Here is a 23,036-nt window from a genome sequence, read left to right on the forward strand (position 1 = left end):
GACTCCTCTTTTTTTGTTCAACGGTTGCGGCCGAAGTGATGTTCACCGCCACCACCGCCCAAGCCGCCGCCACCTAAGCCGCCACTGCCACCGCCCAGGCCGCCGCCCGTGCCGACGGTGGCGCCGCTACGCTGGACACCGCCACTGTTCGCGCTGAGACCTCCGCCCGTGTGTTGCAGGCCGCCGCCATTTGCGCCGAAACCTTCGCTTGTGCGCTGCAGGCCGTTGGCATTCGCGCCGCCTGCGTGCTGCTGGCCACCGCGGCTGGCGAGCGCGTCGCGGCTTGCCTGGCCGCGCTGCGTGTCCTGCCGCGCGGCTTTGCCGTCGCCGGCGCCGCGCAGCGCGTTGTCGCGATTCACGTTCTGCGCGCGGTTCTGCAAATTCGGGTTCGCCGTGCCGCCGTGATGAATCCCTTGCACACGCTGGCTCGCGTTGCCGCCCAGATTCTGGCCAGTGCGGTTTTGCAGCGTCTGCTGCGCCCGGGCGCGGGCGTCGTCGCGGCCGCGATACGCATCGCGCTGTGCGCCGCCGACGTTATTGTTCAAGCTGCGATTGACGTTTGCGCCGCCGACGTTGCGATTGACGTTGGTATTGCGGTTCCAGTTCGTCGTGCTGCCGTTCACGTTGATGCGGTTGTTCACATTGATATTGTTGTACCGGTTCACGTTGATATTGACGTCATGCGAATGCCAGTCGAAGCCGCCCCACAGCGCGTTCGCCACCGCGACGCCGGTGCCGAACGCGAGGCCCGCGACGAAACTGGTGCCAATGACATAACCGGGCGGCGGCGGTACATACACCGGCGGGTACGCGGGATACGGCCACACGCCGTAGACCACGGTCGGGTTGTAGGTCGGCACGTACACCACTTGCGGATTGGCGGGCACGATCTGAATCGTGCTTTGTTCGACCACGACCGTCTGCTGCGGCGTCGTCTTCAGATTGCCGGCCGCTTGTGCTTGCCTGCGCAGACGCTGCACGGAGTCCATCACGTCGTTGGGCTGGGCGAGAAACGCGCTGCCGAGTTGCGTGACCCAATCCGCTTTCGAGGCCATGGTGGCGAGCACCTGCGGGAAGGCGACAAGCGACTGCACGCTCGGGTCCCACGGCTCGGACGCAACTGCCTTGACGGCGCTGTCGCCTTGCAGCGTCGAGTTGACTCTGGACCATATGGCCGCGGCCTGCACGTCCTGCGGAAAGGTCGCGGCCATCAGCACCTGGGCGAGCAGGGCATCCGGATAAAGGGCAATGGGGGCGGCCAGCGAATCGAGTTGCTGGTTCGACATTTTCGCGGTGCCTTGTGCATGGACGACGTCCGGCGTGGACAGTCCGACGAATAGCGGCGCTCCCGCAAGAACGGCGCAAACAAGCAACACACGCGAGCTGTGTGCTCCGGATCGTTTCACGATGAATTCCTCCCGATGGGGTTTATACGACGAGATGTCGGTGCGCAGCACGGGCTGCGGCGCTTCGCCGCGATGGAATACGGCGAGGAAATGGCGAGTCGGGCCGGTGCCCGGTATGTGGCCGGACGGCTAGATCGACACGACACGATGCGGCGGAAAAACGGTCGAGCCGCTCCAATTGTTTCGCATTACCAGGCGCTGCCGTATGCGGCGTTTCGCTGCATGTCACTCCCGCGTTGATAGCCGCATCGGCGATGTCTGCTAAGGAGTTCTGCGTAAATTAAGGGGCACGTCCGGATCCGTCAATCTTGTCTGAGGAAACAACCTGTTGCGGATTAGTGTAAGTAATTGCTGAGTAATGCGTATTATTTTGCGCGCGCCGGCTGCGTCGAAATCACGCAGTTAGCCTTGATTGCAGTGCGATGGAGTCGAGGGAAAAGCGAGGAGAAAGACGAGGGGAAAGATGAGGAAAAGAGGGCGAGACGGGCCGGACTCTTCAATAGTCCGGCCGTTGATGCGCAGTCACTTCTGGCCTGGCGGCGAGTCCCCCAAAGGGCCCTCCTTCGGGGCAAACGCCGCCGCGCGAGGCTTATTGCGCCGGTTGCGGCTTGTTCGACAGCGCCAGTCGCAGCAGATCGGCGACCGTGTTGACGTTGAGCTTTTCCATGATGTTCGCGCGGTGCGCTTCGACCGTCTTGATGCTGATGCCGAGGTCGTCGGCGATCTGCTTGTTCAGGCGGCCGGCGATGATGCGCTCGAGCACCTGATGCTCACGCGCGGTCAGCTTGCCGAGACGTTCTGCCGCAGCGCGCTGCTGCTGCACGCTGGTGCTTTCGCTGCGCGCCTTGTCGAGCATGCGCTCGACCAGCTTGCGCAACTCGGCTTCGTCGAACGGCTTTTCGATGAAGTCCATCGCGCCTTTTTTCATCGTGGACACGGCCATCGGCACGTCGCCGTGGCCCGTCACGAAGATGATCGGCAGCGATGCGTTGTCGGCGATCAGGCGTTCCTGCAACTCGAGCCCGCTCATGCCGGACATCCGCACATCCAGAATCAGGCACGCGATCTGGCCCGGATGCTGATGCGGCTGCCATGCGTCGATGAACTGCTCGGCGCTGGAGAAGCATTGCACGCGGTAGCCGTTCGCCTCCAGCAGCCAGCGCAGCGAATCTCGCACGGCCTCGTCGTCATCGACGACAAAGACAGTTTCCTGTGTGGTGACTGGGCTGTTCATAGCTCTCCCGTAACGGTTTGTGGTGTCGGCGCCTGTGTCCCGCCGTTGCTCGGGCCATCAGGCTCTCCAATAGGCAGACTGCAATGGAACGTGGCGCCTGTGATGTGGCCGTCAGATTCGACGTTGTTGACCACCCACAGACGGCCGCGGTGCGATTCGATAATCGAACGGCAAATATTCAGCCCCATGCCCATACCATCGGACTTGGTGCTGTAAAACGGTTCAAACAGCCGCTCGGCTGTTGCTTCGTCGACGCCCGGTCCCTGGTCGACGACGCTGATGCAGACAAACCCGCTCTCCAGTCGCACGACCACGCGGATCACCGGATCGACCGCATTCGGGCGGGCTTCGGCCATCGCTTCGGCGGCGTTCTTCAGCAGGTTGACCAGCACCTGCTCGATCAGAACCGGGTCGACGTAGATCACCGGCAGCCGCGAGCGCAGATCCGTGACGATGCGAATGCGGCGCTTCCTCGCCTCGATCTCGGCCAGACCCACGGCGTCGGCGACGATATCGGCCACGCGCGTGGCCTGGCGCTTCGGCTCGCTGCGCTTCACGAACTCGCGAATGCGCTTGATGATCATGCCCGCGCGCACCGCCTGCTGGGCGGTTTTTTCGAGCACGGGCAGCAAATTGTCAGGCGTCGTCCGACCGGATTTAACCAGTGCGACGGTTCCGGAGCAATAGTTATTGATCGCGGCGAGCGGTTGATTCAGTTCGTGCGCGAGCGACGAGGCCATTTCGCCCATCGTCATCAGGCGGCTGGTGAACTGCAGCTTCTCGTCCTGCTGGCGCGACAGTTCCTGCGCCTGCTTGCGGGTCGTGATGTCGGTCGCGATCTGCATCTGCGCGAGGTGGCCGTCCACCCACTGAATGTACTGGCGGCGCACTTCGAACCACTTCTGGATACTCTGCACGTAGATTTCCTGCGCATCGGCGGTGCTTTCGGTCAACGCGGCGGCGGGCAGGCCGGCGTAGGTATCCACCATATCGATCGAATCCGACGACGCCTGTGCGCTATCGAACCCGCCGCCCGCCAATTCCAGATGGCCGTCCGGGCGAATGCCGAAGAGGTGCCGGTAATAGCGGTTGGCGAACAGGAGTTCGGCTTCGTCGGCGGCCAGCACGGAGACGGCGGCGTCGAGACTTTCGAGCACCGTGGTGAAGCGCTCGTGCGCGGCGGCGAGTTCCTCGCGCGCGCGCTTCGGCTCGGTAATGTCGGTCATCGACGACATCCAGCCGGTCTGGCGGCCCGAGCTATCTATCAGCGGCGACACGTAGAGACGCGCGTGGAACAGCGAACCGTCCTTGCGGCGCACCCGCAGTTCGAAGCCGGAAGAGGGTGCCTTGCCGCGCAGCGTCATGTCGAGCTGGCGCTGCATTTCGGGGTAAGCGTCGCGCGGCCAGTAGGCGAACGGTGCGTTCTTGCCGACCAGATCGCTTTCGTCCCAGCCGGTCATGCGGCAAAACGCCGGATTGACGTGGGTAATGCGCCCATGCATGTCGAGCACGCGCATGCCGATCAGCACCGAGTTTTCCATCGCGCGGCGGAAGAACGCTTCGGCGTACAGCGCCTGCTGCGCCTCGAAGCGTTGCCGCGTGTGTTTCCACAAGCTCCACAGGCTCCACAGCACGAAACAGGACAGACCCGCCACCAGCCACACCAGCGTGTTGTTGGTGAAGTTGGTCATCTGCGGGAACGCGTAGACGCGCACCGAGACGCCCTGGCCCGGCGGGTCGAGCGGCAGATCGTAGAACATGTCGCGCGGCAGGCGCGGGCGGGTCGACGTGGTGGTCAACTCGCGGTTGTTCACGTCGATGATCGAGATTTTGTATTTGGCGGACAGCTCAGGCGGAATGTCGTGCTTGAGGATCCCTTCCACCGAGAACACCGCGGCGATCGTGCCGAGGAAGTCGCGGTCGCGGAACACCGGCGTTTGCAGCGTGATATAGCCGTTGCCGAGATCGTCGTAAATGAGCGGCGAATACACCTGGCGGCGCGTGTTGCGCGCCTCGGTGAAGGCGGCTTTGACGGCTTCGTCCATCTGCGCGTCGTTCGGCTTGGCCAGACGCTGGCCGAACACAGGCAGTGCGGTATTGGGCCAGCGCGGTTGCTGCGCGCTGGTGTACCAGTTCATGTAGAGGATCTCGGGATGCCCCTGCATGATGTCCGTGGTGGACACCTGGAACGAATGCGGATCGGCGCGGCCGGCGACCAGATCGCGCGCGAGCGCCTGGATCTGCTCCTGCGCGCCGGTCATGGACAGGCGGATCTGCTGCTGCGCCCACGCGACGTTACGGTAAAGCGTGTCTTCCTGCTGTTGCTGTTCGCGCCGGTTCAGGCTCCACAGAATCAGACTCATGACGACCAGGAACACCAGGATCGACAGGAGCGGCGTGAGCAAATAGGAGTTGGACCACCACGGTCCGTGGTGCCAGCGGGAGGACGGCGTCGAATCCGCGGGCGAACCGGCGGTGCGCGCCGAGCGTGCGAAAAGCCGTTCGGTCAACATGCGTGGCATTGTAGCGCAGCGTGAAGCTAGCAAATGGCGCAAAAAAGCGCGGAAAGGACCATTAATCGGCGCAAACTAGCCAACGTATCCGTCGATCGGCAGTCAAATCAGGTTGCGCCGCAACAATTTTCCGCATTATGAGATTCGATCTCGTAATTCGAAAATTTTGTTGCGCGGACGTCGGGACCCTTATTACAATCGGCCGAAGCTGCCGCGGCCGTGCTTCGTCCGCGTCGTCTGTTCAAAGAGCGTTCCTCTACATCCAGGAGACGAGCATGTCCGCTGTACCCGACGAAGTCATGAAATATGTCGCTGCTGAAAAAGACGACGATCCCCAGGAAACCGGCGAATGGCTTGAAGCGCTGGATGGCGTGATTTCTGCTGTGGGCCCAGATCGCGCTCACTACCTGATCGAGAAACAGATCGAATTCGCCCGCGTGCACGGCGAACATTTGCCGTTCTCGGCCAACACGCCGTACATCAACACGATCCCGGTTTCGCGTCAGGCGAAGATCCCCGGCGATCAGGACATCGAACACCGTATCCGCTCGTACACGCGCTGGAACGCCATCGCGATGGTGTTGCGCGCCGGCAAGGACACCAACGTCGGCGGCCACATCGCCTCGTTCGCGTCCGCCGCCACGCTGTACGACGTTGGCTACAACCACTTCTGGCATGCGCCGTCCGCTGAACATGGCGGCGATCTCGTGTTCGTGCAGGGCCACTCGTCGCCGGGCGTCTACTCGCGCGCGTTCCTGCTAGGCCGCCTGACCGAGAACCAGCTCGACAACTTCCGTCAGGAAGTGGGCGGCGAGGGCATCTCGTCGTACCCGCACCCGTGGCTGATGCCGGACTTCTGGCAATTCCCGACCGTCTCAATGGGCCTCGGCCCGATCATGGCGATCTATCAGGCGCGCTTCATGAAGTACATGCAGGCGCGCGGCATTGCGAAGACCGATGGCCGCAAGGTCTGGGCCTTCCTCGGCGACGGCGAAACGGACGAACCGGAATCGCTCGGCGCGATCGGCATGGCCGGCCGCGAACGCCTCGACAACCTCGTGTTCGTGATCAACTGCAACCTGCAGCGCCTCGACGGTCCGGTGCGCGGTAACGGCAAGATCATCCAGGAACTGGAAAGCGAATTCCGCGGCGCCGGCTGGAACGTCATCAAGGTCATCTGGGGCAGCCGCTGGGATGCGCTGTTCCAACGCGACAAGTCAGGCGCGCTGATGCGCCGCATGATGGATGTGGTCGACGGCGAGTACCAGACGTACAAGTCGGAGTCGGGCGCGTTTGTGCGCGAGCACTTCTTCAACACGCCGGAACTGAAGGCGCTGGTCGCCGAATGGTCCGACGAGGAAATCTGGAACCTGAACCGCGGCGGCCACGATCCGCACAAGATCTACGCAGCGTTCCAGGAAGCGTCGAATTCGCAGGGCCAGCCGACCGTCATTCTCGCGAAGACGATCAAGGGCTACGGCATGGGCGAAGCCGGCCAGGCGATGAACATCACCCACCAGCAGAAGAAGCTGCACGTGGATCAGCTGAAGAAATTCCGCGACCAGTTCCGCCTGCCGATCGCCGACGAAGACCTCGTCAACGTGCCGTACCTCAAGTTCGAGGAAGGCTCGAAGGAACTCGAGTACATGCGTGCTCGCCGTCAGGACCTCGGCGGCTATCTGCCGGCGCGTCGTCAGAAGGCCGAGTCGCTGCCGGTGCCGGAACTGTCGGCATTCGAGCCGCTATTGAAGGGCACGGGCGAAGGCCGCGAGATCTCCACGACCATGGCGTTCGTGCGGATCCTGAACATCCTGCTGAAGGACAAGGCGCTCGGCAAGCGCATCGTGCCGATCGTGCCGGACGAGTCGCGTACCTTCGGTATGGAAGGCCTGTTCCGTCAGATCGGTATCTGGAATCAGGAAGGCCAGAAGTACGTGCCGGAAGATTCCGACCAGCTGATGTTCTACCGTGAGTCGGAAACCGGTCAGATCCTGCAGGAAGGCATCAACGAAGCCGGTGGTATGGCCGACTGGATCGCAGCCGCGACGTCGTATTCGACGCACGGCGAGATCATGATCCCGTTCTACATCTTCTACTCGATGTTCGGCTTCCAGCGCATTGGCGACCTGGCATGGGCGGCGGGTGATATGCGTTCGCGCGGCTTCCTGCTGGGTGGCACGGCCGGCCGCACGACGCTGAACGGCGAAGGTCTGCAACACGAAGACGGCCACTCGCTGCTGTGGGCGGCTTCGGTGCCGAACTGCATCAGCTACGACCCGACCTTCGGTTACGAACTCGCGGTCATCATGCAAGACGGCCTGCGCCGCATGGTCGCGGATCAGGAAGACGTGTACTACTACGTCACGGTGATGAACGAGAACTACGAGCACCCGGCGATTCCGCAGGGCGAAGCTGTCGCGGCCGACATCATCAAGGGCATGTACTCGTTCCGCAAGGCCGAAGCGGATAAGAAGGCGCCGCGCGTGCAGCTGATGGGCGCGGGCACGATCTTCAACGAAGTGATCGCCGCCGCCGACCTGCTGAAGAACGACTGGGGCGTCGCCGCCGATCTGTGGAGCGTGCCGAGCTTCACCGAACTCGCGCGCGAAGGCCACGAAGTGCAGCGCTGGAACCTGCTGCACCCGACGGAAGAAAAGAAGCTCTCGCACGTCGAGAAGCTGCTGAAGGACGCACAAGGTCCGGTCATCGCCTCGACCGACTACGTGCGCGCGCTGACCGAACAGATCCGCGCGTTCGTGCCGCAGAAGTTCGTCGTGCTGGGCACGGATGGCTACGGCCGTTCGGACACGCGCGAAAAGCTGCGCCACTTCTTCGAAGTCGACCGCTACTGGGTCACGGTTGCCGCGTTGAATGCTCTCGCAGATGAAGGCACGATCGAACGCAAGGTAGTCGCCGAGGCGCTCAAGAAGTACAACCTTGATCCCGCCAAACCCAACCCGATGACCGTCTAAGGCATCATTCCCCGTGTGCCATGGCGTGCGCGCCCGCCCCTGATCGACAGGGGTAGGACGCGTGCGCGGCCCAGGAGACACTAACAATGAGTCAAGCGATCGAAGTCAAGGTGCCGGACATCGGCGATTACAAGGACATTCCTGTGATCGAGGTGCTGGTGAAGGCGGGTGACACCGTCGAAAAAGAGCAATCGCTCGTTACGTTGGAATCCGATAAGGCGACCATGGATGTGCCGAGCTCGGCCGCCGGCGTCGTCAAGGAAGTGAAGGTCAAGGTCGGCGACAACGTGTCGGAAGGTTCGTTGATCGTCGTGCTGGAGGGGGCTGAAGGCGGTGCGGCTGCACCGGCTCCGGCGCCTGCCGCTGCACCGGCTCCGGCACCTTCGACCGCGCCCGCGGCTGCTCCGGCACCCGCGCCGGCTGCGAGCGGCGGCGGTCTGCAGGAAGTCAAAGTGCCGGATATCGGCGACTACAAAGACATTCCCGTGATCGAAGTCGCGGTGAAGGTCGGCGATCGCGTCGAGAAAGAGCAGTCGCTCGTGACGCTCGAATCCGACAAGGCGACCATGGACGTGCCGAGCTCGGCTGCCGGCATCGTCAAGGAACTGAAGGTCAAGGTCGGCGATACCGTGTCGGAAGGCTCGGTGATCGTCGTCGTGGAAGCGGAAGGCGGCGCGGCTGCGCCGGCTCCGGCTCCCAAGCAAGAGGTCGAGAAGCCGTCCGATGCGCCGGCTGTGCCGTCGCCGGCTCCGGCCGCTCCGTCGGCGCTCGCTCAGGCACCGGTGATTCCGGCTGGTGAAGGTGGTGCGCGGCACGCGAGTCATGCGTCGCCGTCCGTGCGCAAGTTCGCGCGTGAGCTCGGTGTCGACGTGACGCAAGTGCAGGGCACGGGGCCCAAGGGCCGTATCACGCAAGCCGACGTGACCGCTTTCATCAAGGGCGTCATGACGGGTCAGCGTGCTGCGCCGGCTGGTGCTGCGGCACCGGCTGCCGCGGGTGGCGGTGAGTTGAATCTGCTGCCGTGGCCGAAGGTCGACTTTACGAAGTTCGGTCCGGTCGATCCGAAGCCGCTGTCGCGCATCAAGAAGATTTCGGGCGCGAATCTGCATCGCAACTGGGTCATGATTCCGCACGTCACGAATAACGATGAAGCGGACATCACTGAGCTCGAAGCGCTGCGCGTGCAGTTGAATAAGGAAAACGAGAAGTCCGGTGTGAAGATCACCATGCTGGCGTTCGTGATCAAGGCTGTAGTTTCCGCCCTGAAGCAGTTCCCGACGTTCAATGCCAGCCTCGACGGCGATAACCTGGTGTTCAAGCAGTACTTCCATATCGGCTTTGCGGCCGATACGCCGAATGGTCTGGTCGTTCCTGTCATTCGCGATGCGGATAAGAAGGGTTTGATCGATATCGCCAAGGAAATGGCCGAGCTCTCGAAGGCTGCGCGTGATGGCAAGTTGAAGCCGGATCAGATGCAAGGTGGGTGTTTCTCGATTTCTTCTTTGGGTGGTATTGGCGGGACGAACTTCACGCCGATTATCAATGCGCCTGAAGTGGCCATTCTTGGGTTGTCGCGTGGTGCGATGAAGCCGGTTTGGGATGGTAAGCAGTTTGTGCCGCGTCTGATCCTGCCGCTTTCGTTGTCGTATGACCATCGTGTGATTGATGGGGCTGCGGCGGCGCGGTTCAATGCGTATCTTGGGGCGCTTCTTGCCGATTTCCGGCGTGTGATTCTTTGATGTGGTGATGTTGCCGGCGGCGCGGGTTTTTTGTCTGGAATCTGCGTCTCTCGTTGAATTTGCATTCATGTCGGTCTATTAGTGTTGCCCCTGTGCGGGGCGGCACCTACTTTTCTTTGTCTTCCAAAGAAAAGTAGGCAAAAGAAAGGCGCGTCCTTGGGCGGACAGCAAAGGCTGATTCTGTCCAGGACGCCGCCAGCCTTCAGGCCGAAGTGAAGAGCGTTCGTCTCATCACGATCAATAAGAGAAGGGGACACTAATGAGTCTCGTCGAAGTAAAAGTGCCGGATATCGGTGACTTCAAGGATGTCGATGTCATCGAAGTCAATATCAAAGCGGGCGACGTCATCGAGAACGAACAGGCGCTGATGACGCTCGAGTCCGATAAGGCCTCCATCGAAGTGCCGAGCGATACCGCCGGCACGGTCAAGGAAGTTCGCGTCAAAGCCGGCGACAAAGTCTCGCAAGGCACGGTGATCGCGCTCGTCGAAACCTCGGCAGACGCGGCTCCCGCAAAAGATGCACCGAAGGCCCCGGCCAAGGAACCCGAGAAAGCAGCGGAAGCAAAACCGCAAGCGGCGGCTCCGGCCAAAGCGGCGGCGCCCGCTCCGCAAGCGGGTAGCTTCTCCGGTAACGCGGATATCGAGTGCGACATGCTCGTGCTCGGTTCGGGTCCCGGTGGCTATTCGGCGGCGTTCCGTTCGGCTGACCTGGGTATGAAGACGGTGCTGGTCGAACGTTATTCGACGCTCGGCGGCGTGTGTCTGAACGTCGGCTGTATTCCGTCGAAGGCGCTGTTGCATACGGCGCTCGTGATCGACGAAGCCGAAGCGCTCGGCTCGCACGGCATCACGTTCGGCAAGCCGCAAATCGATCTCGACAAGCTGCGCGACTTCAAGTCGGGCGTCGTCAAGAAGCTCACCGGCGGTCTCGCCGGCATGGCGAAGATGCGCAAGGTCGAAGTGGTCACGGGCACGGGCTCGTTCGTCGATCCGCATCACATGGAAGTGCAGACGGAAGGCGGCAAGAAGGTCGTCAAGTTCAAGCAGGCGATCATCGCCGCGGGCTCGGAAGCGGTGAAGCTGCCCTTCATTCCGGAAGATCCGCGTGTGGTCGATTCGACCGGCGCGCTCGAATTGCGGCAGATTCCGCAACGCATGCTGGTGATCGGCGGCGGCATCATCGGGCTGGAAATGGCCACGGTGTACGCCACGCTCGGCGCGCAGATCGACGTGGTCGAAATGCTCGACGGTCTGATGGCCGGCGCGGACCGCGATCTGGTCAAGGTCTGGGAGAAGTACAACAGCAAGCGTTTCGCTAACGTCATGCTGAAGACGAAGACCACCGCGGCGGAAGCGAAAGACGACGGCATCTATGTGTCGTTCGAAGGGGAGAAGGCCCCGGCCGAAGCGCAACGTTACGACCTCGTGCTGGTTGCCGTCGGCCGTTCGCCGAACGGCAAGAGGATCGGCGCGGACAAGGCAGGCGTCGCGGTGACGGATCGCGGCTTCATCGACGTGGACAAGCAGATGCGCACCAACGTGCCGCACATCTTCGCGATCGGCGATATCGTCGGTCAGCCGATGCTCGCGCACAAAGCCGTGCATGAAGCTCACGTTGCCGCCGAAGTCGCACACGGAGAAAAGGCGTACTTCGACGCGCTGCAGATTCCGTCGGTGGCCTACACGGATCCGGAAGTGGCGTGGGCCGGCAAGACGGAAGACCAGTTGAAGGCCGAGGGCATCAAGTACGGCAAGGCAGTATTCCCGTGGGCCGCTTCGGGCCGCGCGATCGCCAACGGCCGCGACGAAGGCTTCACGAAGCTGCTGTTCGATGAGGAAACGCATCGCGTGATCGGCGGCGGGATTGTCGGTCTGAATGCGGGCGACCTGATCAGCGAAGTTTGTCTCGCGGTCGAAATGGGTGCGGACGCAACCGATATCGGCAAGACGATTCACCCGCATCCGACGCTCGGCGAGTCGATCGGCATGGCCGCCGAGTTGTACGAAGGCGTCTGTACCGACCTGCCGCCGCAGAAAAAGAAGTAAGGCGATTCGGTCCGTCTGCACTCGTGCAGGCGGATTCGATGATGCAAATAAAAACGGCGCGCCCCGCAAAGGGCGCGCCGTTTTTTTCTCTGAGCAGCAGAGTAGGGCGGTTGCCGTCGCGACGACGGCGTCATCAATACATGCCGAACGACTCAGGCGGCGGCGAAAAAGCGTCGGGTAAAAAAATCCCGGCCTTTCGCCGGGCAAACGATACGCCATTCAACGTATCGGAGCGTTCGGCCAATTAACACCGTGTGAGCGGCAACGACACGACGCTATTGCTTGCGGTAACGCCGGTACAGCGTTTGAGCTGTACCGGCGTTGGGTGATGCCTGCGGCGTGATGCTTGAGACTGAAGCTTAGACTGCCTTCTTGGCCGAGCGCGATGCTTGTGCGGCGGCTTGCGAAGCTGCCTTCGATGCGGCCGTTGCAGCTGCATTGAAGTTGCTTTCAGCGATTTCGACAGCTTGCTTCGTTGCCTTGTGAACCGTTTCGTACGTGGTGTTGGCGGCGGTGATAGCCGACTTCATCACGGCGACAGCGGTTTCCGAACCAGCCGGTGCGTTCTTTGCAACGTTTTCGACGAGCGATTGGACCTTGCGGTTTTGCTCTTCGAATTGCGCTTCTGCGACGCGGGTGAATTCACCTTGCGTTGCCGAAACGATCTCATACACGTGGCGGCCGTACGACAGCGCCTTTTCAGCCACCGGCTGTGCAAGGCTTGCTTGCAGTGCCAGCAATTCTTGCGCGTCCTTGACCGACAGGGCGCGTTGAGCATTTTCCTGGCTTTCCGCGAGCGTCGATTTCACGACTTGCAGGTTCAGCTCAACCAGCTTTTCGACGCCTTCAAATGCTTTGGTCGTCAGGCCGAACAACGTTTCAAAGTTGGCTTTCTGGGCTGCGGCGAATTGCTCAGGGGTCAGCAGAGTCATGGTTTACGCTCCTGGATCGCGGTCTGTCTGTGCGGACCGCATTGGGTGAATGGTGAGACACATTGGTGCGTCCCGCCGGACCGCGATGTATTGTGCATCGCAGCAATGGTTCCCATTTTAGGATGACTACAAAGAATGTCAAGCGGTTTTTGTGCGTCGCACAATATTAAGAAACTACTGATAAAACATAGTGTTATGCGATCGGCATGACATCCTTGTGACGCAGGTCGATTTAACCGCCGCACCGTGCTGGTGCCCAATCATGCCGCATTTATTACTAAAATGTAAGGTCAATTTGACCGACGAGCGCATGTTAAGCGGGGACGCTAACATCCGGCAACTGTTAAAAAAGTCGCCGGCGACCGATTCGGTGTAAACCGGAAAGTGTCACGGAACGTTAATGCTTCATGCTGGTCGAATGCGCGTTGCCGGTCTGCAGCAGGCGTTTAACACCTCGCTGTGCGACTCCGGCCGCGTGCGGTTTCGCCGGCAGTTTGACCGCCCGCGCTCACCGTATTTCCCCTGATCAAGGTTGTCTCGAAATTGCCGTTATGCTGAAAGAATCACCTCGATTCCGGCGTATGGCGGCAGCGGCGAGGCGTAACGTGCTGGCGATCGTTTTTTTCGATCGATGCACGGCACTTATTTGTGTTTTTACGATCGGAGCTTACAAGCCGGTTTAAGGAGCGCGTATAAGTGCTTCAAATTGCTAATTTTTCGTTGTTTTACTACACTTGCGGAAACCTCTCGCCGCTCCCTACCGAACACCCATGAAAACCGACATGTTTTCGTCGCTAAAAGTGATCCACGGCGCGGCCCGCAGCACCGCTCTGTCGGTGGCCGCCTCCATGGTCATCGCGGCGGCGTTCGCCACGCCTGTGAGCGCTTTTGCCGCCACGCCTGCTGCACCTGCAAAAACCTCCAAACACGCCAAAGCGGCCAAGAAGCCGGCTGCCGCGCCTGAAAAGGTGTCGGGCAAGGCCTCGAAAGCGACCAAAGGCGCGGCTGCAAAGACCGTAGCCGCTGACGACGACGCCCCGCGCGCGGGCGTCAAGCGCAAGCGCGTGACGTACACGTCGAACGGCCGTCACCACTCGGTGGTGCGCCGCATCGCGTACGAACCGCGCCAGCCGAGCGTCGGCCAGGCTTTCGGTCTGCACGAAACGCCGGACGCGCTCATGCTGCGTTCGAGCGTCGCCTACGTGATCGATCAGAACTCGGGCGAGTCGCTGTTCGACAAGAACTCGCGCGCCGTGGTGCCGATCGCGTCGATCACCAAGCTGATGACGGCGATGGTGGTGCTCGATTCGAAAGAGCCGATGACCGACCAGATCGAAGTCACGGACGAAGACCGCGATTACGAAAAGAACACCGGCTCGCGTCTGTCAGTGGGCTCGGTGCTCTCGCGTGAAGACATGCTGCATATCGCGCTGATGGCGTCGGAAAATCGCGCGGCCGCGGCGCTGTCGCGTTATTTCCCGGGCGGCCGTCCGGCGTTCCTCGCGGCCATGAACGCGAAGGCCAAGCAACTCGGCATGACCGACACGCACTTTGAAAATCCCACGGGTTTGACGAGCCAGAATGTGTCGAGCGCGCGCGACCTTGTGAAGATGGTCAATGCGGCGTACCAATATCCGGTGATCCGCAGGTTCTCGACCGATCACAGCTACGAGGTGTACACCGGCAAGCGCTCGCTGGCGTACAACAGCACGAACGCGCTGGTGCGCAACCCGACGTGGGACATCGGTCTGCAAAAGACCGGCTTCATCAACGAAGCGGGTGAGTGCCTCGTGATGCAGGCGACCATTCATGGTCGTCCGATGATCATTGTGCTGCTCGACTCGTCGGGTAAGTACTCGCGGTTCGCGGACGCCACGCGTCTGCGCACGTGGCTGGATAACGGCGGCGGCGAGGCGCGCATTACCAGCGCGGACGCCGGTGGCCCGGGTACCTGAAGCGTTTGTTCAGCGGTCGGTTTCCGGATCGGCCGCATGAAAACAAAAAAGCCTCGCAGTTGCGAGGCTTTTTTTCTTGAGCGGATGCCCAGCGTCGAGCTTACGCGTGATGGCTATGCGAATGGTCCTGCGCGGGTTGCGGCCGATAGCCGAGTGACGCGGAGATCATCAACGCGGTCTGGCTAAGCTGGCCAATCCAGGAGTCTTGCAAGCGATCCGCCGGCGCCGACAGCGATAGGCCGGCGACCAGCTTGCCGGTGTCGTCGTAAATGCCGGCGGCGATGCAGCGCACGCCGAGTTCCAGTTCTTCGTTATCACGCGCGCAGGCCTGCTGGCGCACGTGCGAGAGCTCGCGCTCCAGTTTGGTCAGGTCGGTGATGCTGTTCTGCGTGTGGCCCGACAAACCGGTGCGCGTGGCATAGGCCCGCACGCGAGTGGATTCGTCGGCGGCGAGGAACAGCTTGCCCACCGAAGTCAGATGCAACGGCGCACGTCCGCCGATGGCGCGCACCACTTGCATGCCGGAACGCTCGGAATAAGCGCGCTCGATATAGACGATCTCGTCGCCCTGACGCACCGACAGATTCACCGTTTGGCCCGTCTGGCGGTGCAGTTCGCGCATCGGCGTGAGCGCCGCGTCGCGCACCGACAGGCGCGCCTTCACCAGATTGCCCAGTTCGAGCAGGCGCATGCCGAGACGGTAAGTGCCGGGATCCGACCGGTCGACCAGCCGGCACATCACCATGTCGTTCAGGATGCGGTGCGCGGTGGACGGATGCAGCTCCGTGCGGATGGCGAGTTCTTTCAGGCTGACCGGGTCGCTATGCGCAGCGAGTGCGTCGAGCAAGCGCATCATGCGTTCGATCACCTGGATCGAAGTTTTGGGATCCGGGTTCGTGTCGCTCATGGGAGGAATCGGTTGACGCGTCAAACAGCGGAAATTGATTGTATCCCGTATTGTGAAAAGAAGGAAAGCGGTTGGAGCGCCAATTCCAATTTAGGTGGCTTTCGTCCTATGCCTTCCGGCCGTTGGTATTGTGCGGCAAACAGCGGATAATCAGGGACGTTTTCCCGAAGGAGGGCTCATGCGAGTCGGATTGTTCGTTACCTGCCTGATCGACCTGATGCGTCCCGAGATCGGTTTTTCGGTCGTCAAGCTGATCGAAGGCGCCGGATTCGAGGTGATGGTGCCACCCGCCCAGACCTGTTGCGGGCAACCCGCGTACAACTCCGGAGAACGGCGTATCGCGCGCGATCTGGCCGAAAAGACCCTGCGCGAGTTCGAACAGTTCGATTACATCGTGGTGCCGTCCGGTTCGTGCGGCGGCATGATCCGCGCGCATTACGGCGACCTCTTCGCCGACGATCCCGAACTGATGAACCGCTTCGGCCGGCTGCGTCCCAAGGTGTTCGAACTGACCGATTTCCTCGTGAATGTGGCCAAGGTGCAATTGCAGCCGGGCGAGTTCGCGGGTCAGGTTACGTACCACGATTCCTGTTCCGGGCTGCGTGAGCTCGGCGTGAAGGCGCAGCCGCGCGCCTTGCTGGGGCAGGTCGGCGTGACGGTGAACGAGATGAAGGACTGCGAGCATTGCTGTGGCTTCGGCGGCACCTTCGCGGTTAAGTACGGCGACATCTCCACGGCGATCGTCGACGAAAAGTGCGCGAATATTCGCGCGAGCGGCACCGGCACGGTGGTGCTCGGCGACCTCGGCTGCATGCTCAATATTGAAGGCCGTTTGCGGCGTACCGGCGACGCCACCACGCGCGTGCTGCACATCGCGCAGGTGCTGGCCGGCGACGTGTAACGCTGCTTGCCGCATTCCCGCCGTTTTCGGATACGCGCGCTTGACTCGTACTTCACTCGCGCTTCGCCCGCTTCGTCCGCTTTGTTCGAATACGCATAAGGCCGCCATGCAAGTCCAATCGATGCAATTCAAGGCACGCGCTGGTCAGAAACTCGCCGACCAGCGTCTGCAGCAGAACCTCACCAAGCTGTCGACCAAGTTCGTGTCGGCCCGCGCCACGGCCATGACCGCGATCGATTTTCCGGCCACGCGCGCCGCGCTGAAGGAGCGTCGCAATCGCGCGCTGGAAAATCTCGACGTGTGGCTGGAAACCTTCGAGCGCGAAGCGGCCAGACGCGGCGTGACGGTGCTGTTCGCCGAGACGACCCAGGAGGCCGCGCGGCTCGTCGGCGACATTGCGCGCCGGCACGAGGTGACGAAGGTCATCAAGACCAAGTCGATGGTCACCGAAGAAATGCGCCTGAACGAAGTGCTCGGGCAAATGGGCGTGCAATCCATCGAAACCGATCTGGGCGAATACATCCTGCAGATCAACGACAACGAGCCGCCGAGCCACATCATCGCCCCGGTCGTCCATAAGGATAAGGACGAGATCGCCGACCTGTTCGCGAAGATTCACAACCGCCCACGCCTGACGGAAATTACCGACATGACGCGCGAGGCGCGCGAGATGCTGCGTCCGCATTTCATGACCGCGGACATGGGCGTGACGGGCGGCAATTTCGTGGTGGCGGAAACCGGCTCGGTCGTGCTGGTCACGAACGAGGGTAACGAAGGCATGTGCACGGTGATGCCGCGCGTGCATGTGGCGGTGACGGGCATCGAGAAAGTGCTGCCCACGCTCGAGGATCTGGCCACGGCGATGCGTCTCTTGCCGCGCTCGGCGACCGGGCAGGCCACCTCGAACTATTTCTCGGTGTTGACCGGGCCGCGCGGCGAGGGCGATCAGGACGGTCCTGAGCATATGTATGTGGTGCTCGTCGACGGCGGGCGCACGGGGCTGATCGGCGGCGACTTCCAGGAAATGCTGAGGTGCATCCGCTGCGGTGCGTGCATGAACCATTGCCCGGTATATCAGAAGGTGGGCGGCCATGCGTACGGCTGGGTCTATCCCGGCCCGATGGGTTCGGTGTTGACGCCGAGCTATGTCGGCATCGACAAGGCGCTGGATTTGCCGCAGGCCGCGACCTTGTGTGGCGAGTGCAATAGCGTGTGCCCGGTGGGCATCCCGCTATCCGATCTGTTGCGCAAGCTGCGCGAGAAGCAGGTGGAGCGGCATCTGCGGCCCTGGAAAGAGCGCACTGCGCTTGCCGTGTGGGGATTTCTGGCGCTGCATCCGGATGCCTACGCGCTTTTCACCAAGCTGGCCGTGCGAGTGCTGGAACGCATGGGCGGAAGGAACCGGTCGATCGCCAAGTTGCCATTGGGCGGCGCGGGCTGGACCAATACGCGGGATATGCCCGCTCCGGTGGGTCGGACGTTCAGGGAGTTGTACGCGGCGCAGCGCAGCCATATCGGCTGAGTTGAGCGCCGCTGAACTGAACGGGAGTTGTTGAGCGAAGCGCGACGTCGTATTTTTTCAAGTTTGACGGCGTTGGGTGCGAGGCGGTGATTTCGTTATCGCGCCGTCTAATCAACAATCGCGCCGTTTGGCGGATGCTTCCCTGGTGACTGCCAGGCGGTAGTCGCGGAAATCGGAGCGCGGTAGGCATGCGCTCATGCGTATGCACGCCTACCGCGGACTATGCGGCATGCCCCGCTCAGTGGTCCGTCATCTGGCCCGACTGTCGGCCCGGCACCCCTCGCACGGGCGCAGCGTTATTCCCGTTGCCACGCCCGCCTCCACTGCCTGCCTGCTGCTGCGGCGGCGGTGGGGGCGGCGGTGGGCTGCCAGCCCCCGGCCGAGGCGCATTCGATCCGCTCGGTCCACGTGGTCCGCCCGCGGCGCCTTGAGGCGGCGGGCCGCCGTGCGATCCGCCATTCGGCTGACCGTGCCAACCGCCGTTGTCGCCGTGGTTGCCGTTGTTTCCATAATTGCCGTTGTTCGGCCGGCCCCGGTCCGGATAGCCGCCATAGCCGGGACCCGGTCCGTAATAACGCCCTGGCCCGTCGTAGTACCCCGGGCCGGAGTAGTTGCTGTAGCCCATGTAGACATTGGTTTGCGGCATGACCGCCGCGCCCGGGGCGTAGCCGTCGTAACCGTCATAGCCGCTGTAACCGCCGCCGTAGCCATTGCTGTGCATCGGCGTGCCGTCCGGATACACCGCGCAGCCGCCGAGCAGGGCGGCGACAGCGAGGCAGGCGAGTGGTGCAAAACCAAAGCGTTTCATGTGATCGACCGATGCGAGATTTTGTTTCTGTAAGACCGCTATTATCGTCATCCGTCGCAAGAGGTTTGTATGTGTTTGTAAGGATTTCTTTTTTGTGCCATGACGCGCGTCGACGTCGTGCGCCGCAAAACGTGAATTCACTGTTCCATTCGGAGCAACGCTCTATCTCGCGCCAGTGGGTTTTTCCCGATTGTGAATTTCTATAAGATTTCGACTGGGCATAGTGGGTAACGAACTCATCTGCCCCCAATCGGAAGAAACATCATGAAAAAGACAATATCGGTGTACTGGCCCCTTGCCATTGTTGTGCCGCTCGCTGCGGCTGCTTATCTGCATATTTGCGGCGACGCTGCGTCGCGCGCCTCTCAGGCTCCGCTCGCGGCCGACCAGTTTACGGCAGAACTCGCGCGCGCCGTCTCGTACGGCATGATCGACGACGCCACGACGCAGCCGGCCAAACCGATGCGCGCCGCCACGGTGATGCCGATCGCGGAAGCGTCGTAAGCACAAGGTCGAGCGCGGCCGGATCGGTCGCCGCATCGGACGCCGTGCCTCCGTGCCGCGAGGCACGGGCGTCCGGCGAGATTCCGGCCAGCTTTGTATAATCGCGGCACCGTTTGTTAACAGTCCGCCTACGCGCCTCGGGCGCCAGAAAAAGCCCTTGATGAAAACCGTATCCATCTGCTTTGTCTGCCTCGGGAACATCTGCCGTTCTCCGACCGCGGAAGGTGTGATGCGTCATCTGGTCGGCGAGGCGAAGCTCGCGGAGCGCATCCTGATCGACTCCGCCGGAACGGGTGACTGGCACATCGGCGAACCGCCGGACGAGCGCGCGCAGCGGGCGGCCAGTCGGCGCGGATATGAACTTGCCGCGTTGCGCGGCCGCCAGGTTGCCGCACCGGATTTCGAGCGCTTCGACCTGCTGATCGCGATGGACGACAAAAATGTCGCTGCGCTGCGCCAGGTCTGCCCGCCGCAGCAACGCGACAAGATCCGTCTGCTGATGGAGTTTGTCCCCGAAGCGGACGCCCGCTGGAGCGGCGCCCGCGAAGTCGTCGACCCGTATTTCGGCGGCGCGGAAGGTTTCGAGCAGGTGCTGGATCAATGTGAAGCGGCCTGCCGTGGCCTGATCGCGGCGTTGCGTCCCCAATTGCTTGCGTAGGGTTTGGCGAGAGAGCGCGCCGAGCTTATCCAGTAATTAAGCAAATGACCCAAATCGCGGTAGGGATACTTGACTAAATCGCTCATGTATTTATACTTGACAAAACTTGTCGAGAATTGCGGTTCCCACACCATATGAGACTCACCACGAAAGGCCGTTTCGCCGTCACGGCGATGATTGACCTGGCGCTGCGCCAGGAGCAGGGCCCGGTGACGCTTGCGGGTATCAGCCAGCGCCAACACATCTCCCTGTCATACCTCGAGCAGCTGTTTGGCAAGCTGCGTCGTCACGAAATCGTCGAGTCCGTGCGCGGACCGGGCGGCGGCTACAATCTGGCCCGCCGCGCTGAAGACGTGACCGTGGCCGACATCATCATCGCGGTCGACGAGCCGCTCGACGCCACCCAGTGCGGCGGCAAGGGCTCGTGCGAGGGCACCAAACAGCACGACGGCCACTGCATGACGCATGAACTGTGGTCCACGCTGAACCAGAAAATGGTCGAGTACCTCGATTCGGTCTCGCTGAAGGATCTGGTCGATCAGCAGCGTTCGCGCGAAGGCGCGCCGGCCGTGCTGCGCGACAGGCGCAACGAAGCGCCGGCGGTCGAACCCGTCCGCGTGGCGCCCAAAGGGCCGAATTCCGTTTTCAACATGGCTGGTTCATAGGTAGCGGGCAGTCACCGCAGCCTGATAAGAGACCCAGAAGCCAGAGCACATGACGTCCCCGGAGCAATTGATGAACAACGACACTCTCCATCTGCCCATCTACATGGACTACAGCGCGACGACGCCGATCGATCCGCGCGTGGTGGACAAGATGATTCCGTATCTGCGCGAGCAGTTCGGCAACCCCGCATCGCGCAGCCACTCGTATGGCTGGGCGGCGGAGCGCGCAGTCGAAGAAGCGCGTGAGAATGTCGCCGCGCTGGTGAACGCCGACCCGCGCGAAATCATCTGGACCTCGGGTGCCACGGAGTCGGACAACCTGGCTATCAAGGGCGCCGCGCACTTCTACAAGAGCAAGGGCAAGCACATCGTCACGGTGAAGACCGAGCACAAGGCCGTGCTCGATACCTGCCGCGAACTCGAGCGCGAAGGTTTCGAAGTCACGTATCTGGACGTCAAGGACGACGGCCTGATCGACCTCGACAAGCTCAAGGCCGCGCTGCGTCCGGACACGATTCTGGTGTCGGTCATGTCGGTCAACAACGAGATCGGCGTGATCCAGGACATCGAGGCGATCGGCGAGATCACCCGTGAAAAGGGCATTATTTTCCACGTCGACGCGGCGCAAGCCACCGGCAAGATCGCGATCGACCTGCAAAAGCTGAAGGTCGACCTGATGTCGTTCTCGGCACACAAGACGTACGGTCCGAAGGGCATCGGCGCGCTGTACGTGCGCCGCAAGCCGCGTATCCGTATCGAAGCACAGATGCACGGCGGCGGTCACGAGCGCGGCATGCGTTCGGGCACGCTGGCCACGCATCAGATTGTCGGCATGGGAGAAGCGTTTCGTCTCGCGCGTGAAGAAATGGCGACGGAAAACGAGCGCATCCGCATGCTGCGCGACCGTCTGCTGCGCGGCCTGTCGGATATGGAAGAAGTGTATGTGAACGGCGACATGGAAAAGCGTGTGCCGCACAACCTGAACATCAGCTTCAATTTCGTCGAAGGCGAATCGCTGATCATGGCGGTGAAGGACGTGGCGGTGTCGTCGGGCTCGGCTTGTACGTCGGCTTCGCTGGAACCGTCGTATGTGTTGCGTGCGCTGGGCCGTAACGACGAGCTGGCGCACAGCTCGATCCGCTTCACGGTGGGTCGCTTCACGACCGAGCAGGATGTCGATTACGTGATCAACCTGCTGAAGACCAAGATTTCGAAGCTGCGCGATTTGTCGCCGCTGTGGGAAATGCACAAGGACGGGATCGATATTTCGACCATCCAGTGGGCAGCGCACTGACGCGCCGTTTGGACGACGTCGAATCTATCGAATTGCGAATTGCAGGTTGAAACGAATCAAGGAGTGTCATCATGGCTTATAGCGACAAGGTTCTGGACCACTACGAAAACCCGCGCAACGTCGGTTCCTTCGCGAAGGACGACGATGCAGTCGGCACCGGCATGGTCGGCGCACCGGCATGCGGCGACGTGATGAAGCTGCAGATCCGCGTGGGCGCGGACGGCATCATCGAAGACGCGAAGTTCAAGACGTATGGCTGCGGTTCGGCGATTGCGTCGAGTTCGCTCGTCACCGAATGGGTGAAGGGCAAGACGCTCGATCAAGCCATGTCGATCAAGAACACGCAGATCGCCGAAGAACTGGCGCTGCCGCCGGTGAAGATCCACTGCTCGATCCTCGCGGAAGACGCGATCAAGGCAGCGGTCGCCGACTACAAGCAACGCCACGGTGAAGCAGTCGTCGCAGACGAAAAGCAACACGCTTGATCAAGCGGCGATTGCGGCGCGGTTTTCAGGTGAATCGAAACGGACGGCGCGAAATTAACGGGCCGTCCGGCACGAGCGATATTTGATGCAGGCAGGGTAGCAGCGCGTGAGCTGGCAGAAGAGCGGCCGGCACGCACTGCGCAATGAGAAACGCTATGGCAATTACGTTGACCGAAAAGGCAGCACAGCACGTCCAGAAGTATCTGAACCGTCGCGGTAAAGGCGTCGGCTTGCGCGTCGGCGTGCGCACCACCGGTTGCTCCGGCTTGGCCTACAAGCTCGAGTACGTGGACGAACTCGCGCCCGAAGACGAGGTCTTCGAATGCAACGGCGTGAAGCTCATTGTCGACCCGAAGAGCCTCGCCTACATCGACGGCACCGAACTCGACTTCGCACGTGAAGGACTGAACGAAGGCTTCAAGTTCAACAACCCGAACGTGAAGGACGAATGCGGTTGCGGCGAATCGTTCCGCGTGTAAATCGGGACATTCCGC

18 protein-coding genes are annotated in these 23,036 nt (G+C 61.7%); 12 read left to right on the plus strand and 6 right to left on the minus strand.

Annotation, left to right across the window (positions count from 1 at the left end; all coding sequences use genetic code 11):
- Positions 1 to 17: 17 nt before the first annotated feature.
- The 3 genes from PQR42_RS17820 to fixL form a co-directional block, all read right to left on the minus strand.
- Positions 18 to 1,406, minus strand: a complete 1,389-nt coding sequence (locus PQR42_RS17820) for a DUF3300 domain-containing protein (protein ID WP_408387213.1) — start codon at positions 1,404 to 1,406, stop codon at positions 18 to 20.
- Between the two features lie 589 nt (positions 1,407 to 1,995).
- Positions 1,996 to 2,640: an oxygen response regulator transcription factor FixJ gene (gene fixJ, locus PQR42_RS17825; protein WP_006051254.1), complete on the minus strand. Its 645-nt coding sequence runs from the start codon at positions 2,638 to 2,640 to the stop codon at positions 1,996 to 1,998.
- Positions 2,637 to 5,153 carry an oxygen sensor histidine kinase FixL gene (fixL, locus tag PQR42_RS17830; RefSeq protein ID WP_408203690.1) on the minus strand — a complete coding sequence of 839 codons (2,517 nt, stop codon included), beginning with the start codon at positions 5,151 to 5,153 and terminating at the stop codon, positions 2,637 to 2,639. Before fixL ends, fixJ begins: the two co-directional genes overlap by 4 nt.
- A gap of 275 nt (positions 5,154 to 5,428) precedes the next feature.
- On the opposite strand from fixL, the gene aceE reads away from it, so the two are divergent.
- The 3 genes from aceE to lpdA all read left to right on the plus strand — a co-directional run bounded on the left by aceE (position 5,429) and on the right by lpdA (position 11,911).
- A complete protein-coding gene (gene aceE / locus PQR42_RS17835) occupies positions 5,429 to 8,125 on the plus strand; it encodes a pyruvate dehydrogenase (acetyl-transferring), homodimeric type (protein ID WP_408203692.1) in 2,697 nt (898 codons plus the stop codon).
- Between the two features lie 86 nt (positions 8,126 to 8,211).
- Positions 8,212 to 9,864 carry a dihydrolipoyllysine-residue acetyltransferase gene (aceF, locus tag PQR42_RS17840; protein WP_408387212.1) on the plus strand — a complete coding sequence of 551 codons (1,653 nt, stop codon included), beginning with the start codon at positions 8,212 to 8,214 and terminating at the stop codon, positions 9,862 to 9,864.
- Positions 9,865 to 10,123: 259 nt separating this feature from the next.
- Positions 10,124 to 11,911, plus strand: a complete 1,788-nt coding sequence (lpdA, locus tag PQR42_RS17845) for a dihydrolipoyl dehydrogenase (RefSeq protein WP_408387211.1) — start codon at positions 10,124 to 10,126, stop codon at positions 11,909 to 11,911.
- A gap of 359 nt (positions 11,912 to 12,270) precedes the next feature.
- Here lpdA and PQR42_RS17850 read toward each other — a convergent pair whose 3' ends face one another.
- Complete coding sequence (locus PQR42_RS17850) at positions 12,271 to 12,843, minus strand: phasin family protein (protein WP_095418901.1); 573 nt, start codon at positions 12,841 to 12,843, stop codon at positions 12,271 to 12,273.
- A gap of 770 nt (positions 12,844 to 13,613) precedes the next feature.
- Between PQR42_RS17850 and pbpG the strand changes: the two genes are divergently transcribed.
- Positions 13,614 to 14,798 (plus strand): D-alanyl-D-alanine endopeptidase, encoded by a 1,185-nt coding sequence (pbpG, locus tag PQR42_RS17855; RefSeq protein WP_408387210.1) that lies wholly within the window; start codon positions 13,614 to 13,616, stop codon positions 14,796 to 14,798.
- Positions 14,799 to 14,898: 100 nt separating this feature from the next.
- Here the strand turns inward: pbpG and PQR42_RS17860 are convergent, their stop codons facing one another.
- Positions 14,899 to 15,705, minus strand: coding sequence for an IclR family transcriptional regulator (locus PQR42_RS17860; protein WP_012433574.1), 807 nt, complete (start codon positions 15,703 to 15,705; stop codon positions 14,899 to 14,901).
- A gap of 178 nt (positions 15,706 to 15,883) precedes the next feature.
- Here PQR42_RS17860 and PQR42_RS17865 point away from each other — a divergent pair, with 178 nt between their 5' ends.
- Entirely contained in the window at positions 15,884 to 16,606 is a 723-nt protein-coding gene (locus PQR42_RS17865) for a (Fe-S)-binding protein (protein ID WP_408203699.1), read from the plus strand.
- 106 nt (positions 16,607 to 16,712) lie between these two features.
- Positions 16,713 to 18,128, plus strand: coding sequence for a lactate utilization protein B (locus PQR42_RS17870; protein WP_408387209.1), 1,416 nt, complete (start codon positions 16,713 to 16,715; stop codon positions 18,126 to 18,128).
- 238 nt (positions 18,129 to 18,366) lie between these two features.
- On the opposite strand, the gene PQR42_RS17875 is transcribed toward PQR42_RS17870, so the two are convergent.
- Entirely contained in the window at positions 18,367 to 18,936 is a 570-nt protein-coding gene (locus PQR42_RS17875) for a hypothetical protein (protein ID WP_408387267.1), read from the minus strand.
- 264 nt (positions 18,937 to 19,200) lie between these two features.
- Here PQR42_RS17875 and PQR42_RS17880 point away from each other — a divergent pair, with 264 nt between their 5' ends.
- The 6 genes from PQR42_RS17880 (at position 19,201) to iscA (ending at position 23,021) form a co-directional block, all read left to right on the plus strand.
- Positions 19,201 to 19,440 carry a hypothetical protein gene (locus PQR42_RS17880; protein WP_408203705.1) on the plus strand — a complete coding sequence of 80 codons (240 nt, stop codon included), beginning with the start codon at positions 19,201 to 19,203 and terminating at the stop codon, positions 19,438 to 19,440.
- A gap of 160 nt (positions 19,441 to 19,600) precedes the next feature.
- Positions 19,601 to 20,098 (plus strand): low molecular weight protein-tyrosine-phosphatase, encoded by a 498-nt coding sequence (locus tag PQR42_RS17885; protein WP_408387266.1) that lies wholly within the window; start codon positions 19,601 to 19,603, stop codon positions 20,096 to 20,098.
- A 134-nt stretch (positions 20,099 to 20,232) separates the two neighbouring features.
- Positions 20,233 to 20,763, plus strand: coding sequence for a Fe-S cluster assembly transcriptional regulator IscR (gene iscR / locus PQR42_RS17890; RefSeq protein WP_094783140.1), 531 nt, complete (start codon positions 20,233 to 20,235; stop codon positions 20,761 to 20,763).
- 70 nt (positions 20,764 to 20,833) lie between these two features.
- Positions 20,834 to 22,057: an IscS subfamily cysteine desulfurase gene (locus PQR42_RS17895; protein ID WP_408387208.1), complete on the plus strand. Its 1,224-nt coding sequence runs from the start codon at positions 20,834 to 20,836 to the stop codon at positions 22,055 to 22,057.
- A 71-nt stretch (positions 22,058 to 22,128) separates the two neighbouring features.
- Entirely contained in the window at positions 22,129 to 22,542 is a 414-nt protein-coding gene (gene iscU, locus PQR42_RS17900; protein ID WP_007181285.1) for a Fe-S cluster assembly scaffold IscU, read from the plus strand.
- A 155-nt stretch (positions 22,543 to 22,697) separates the two neighbouring features.
- Complete coding sequence (iscA, locus tag PQR42_RS17905) at positions 22,698 to 23,021, plus strand: iron-sulfur cluster assembly protein IscA (RefSeq protein WP_012433565.1); 324 nt, start codon at positions 22,698 to 22,700, stop codon at positions 23,019 to 23,021.
- The last annotated feature ends 15 nt before the right edge of the window (positions 23,022 to 23,036 follow it).

The sequence above is a fragment of the Paraburkholderia sediminicola genome, assembly GCF_046027355.1.
In the GTDB taxonomy this organism is placed as follows: Bacteria; Pseudomonadota; Gammaproteobacteria; order Burkholderiales; family Burkholderiaceae; genus Paraburkholderia; species Paraburkholderia sediminicola_B.

What these genes read in the sequence shown, in the direction of transcription:
- fixJ (WP_006051254.1), bottom strand. Translation starts at nt 2,640, where the DNA reads ATGAACAGCCCAGTCACCACACAGGAAACTGTCTTTGTCGTCGATGAC.
- fixL (WP_408203690.1), bottom strand. Translation starts at nt 5,153, where the DNA reads ATGTTGACCGAACGGCTTTTCGCACGCTCGGCGCGCACCGCCGGTTCG.
- aceE (WP_408203692.1), top strand. Translation starts at nt 5,429, where the DNA reads ATGTCCGCTGTACCCGACGAAGTCATGAAATATGTCGCTGCTGAAAAA.
- aceF (WP_408387212.1), top strand. Translation starts at nt 8,212, where the DNA reads ATGAGTCAAGCGATCGAAGTCAAGGTGCCGGACATCGGCGATTACAAG.
- lpdA (WP_408387211.1), top strand. Translation starts at nt 10,124, where the DNA reads ATGAGTCTCGTCGAAGTAAAAGTGCCGGATATCGGTGACTTCAAGGAT.
- PQR42_RS17850 (WP_095418901.1), bottom strand. Translation starts at nt 12,843, where the DNA reads ATGACTCTGCTGACCCCTGAGCAATTCGCCGCAGCCCAGAAAGCCAAC.
- pbpG (WP_408387210.1), top strand. Translation starts at nt 13,614, where the DNA reads ATGAAAACCGACATGTTTTCGTCGCTAAAAGTGATCCACGGCGCGGCC.
- PQR42_RS17860 (WP_012433574.1), bottom strand. Translation starts at nt 15,705, where the DNA reads ATGAGCGACACGAACCCGGATCCCAAAACTTCGATCCAGGTGATCGAA.
- PQR42_RS17865 (WP_408203699.1), top strand. Translation starts at nt 15,884, where the DNA reads ATGCGAGTCGGATTGTTCGTTACCTGCCTGATCGACCTGATGCGTCCC.
- PQR42_RS17870 (WP_408387209.1), top strand. Translation starts at nt 16,713, where the DNA reads ATGCAAGTCCAATCGATGCAATTCAAGGCACGCGCTGGTCAGAAACTC.
- PQR42_RS17875 (WP_408387267.1), bottom strand. Translation starts at nt 18,936, where the DNA reads ATGAAACGCTTTGGTTTTGCACCACTCGCCTGCCTCGCTGTCGCCGCC.
- PQR42_RS17880 (WP_408203705.1), top strand. Translation starts at nt 19,201, where the DNA reads ATGAAAAAGACAATATCGGTGTACTGGCCCCTTGCCATTGTTGTGCCG.
- PQR42_RS17885 (WP_408387266.1), top strand. Translation starts at nt 19,601, where the DNA reads ATGAAAACCGTATCCATCTGCTTTGTCTGCCTCGGGAACATCTGCCGT.
- iscR (WP_094783140.1), top strand. Translation starts at nt 20,233, where the DNA reads ATGAGACTCACCACGAAAGGCCGTTTCGCCGTCACGGCGATGATTGAC.
- PQR42_RS17895 (WP_408387208.1), top strand. Translation starts at nt 20,834, where the DNA reads ATGAACAACGACACTCTCCATCTGCCCATCTACATGGACTACAGCGCG.
- iscU (WP_007181285.1), top strand. Translation starts at nt 22,129, where the DNA reads ATGGCTTATAGCGACAAGGTTCTGGACCACTACGAAAACCCGCGCAAC.
- iscA (WP_012433565.1), top strand. Translation starts at nt 22,698, where the DNA reads ATGGCAATTACGTTGACCGAAAAGGCAGCACAGCACGTCCAGAAGTAT.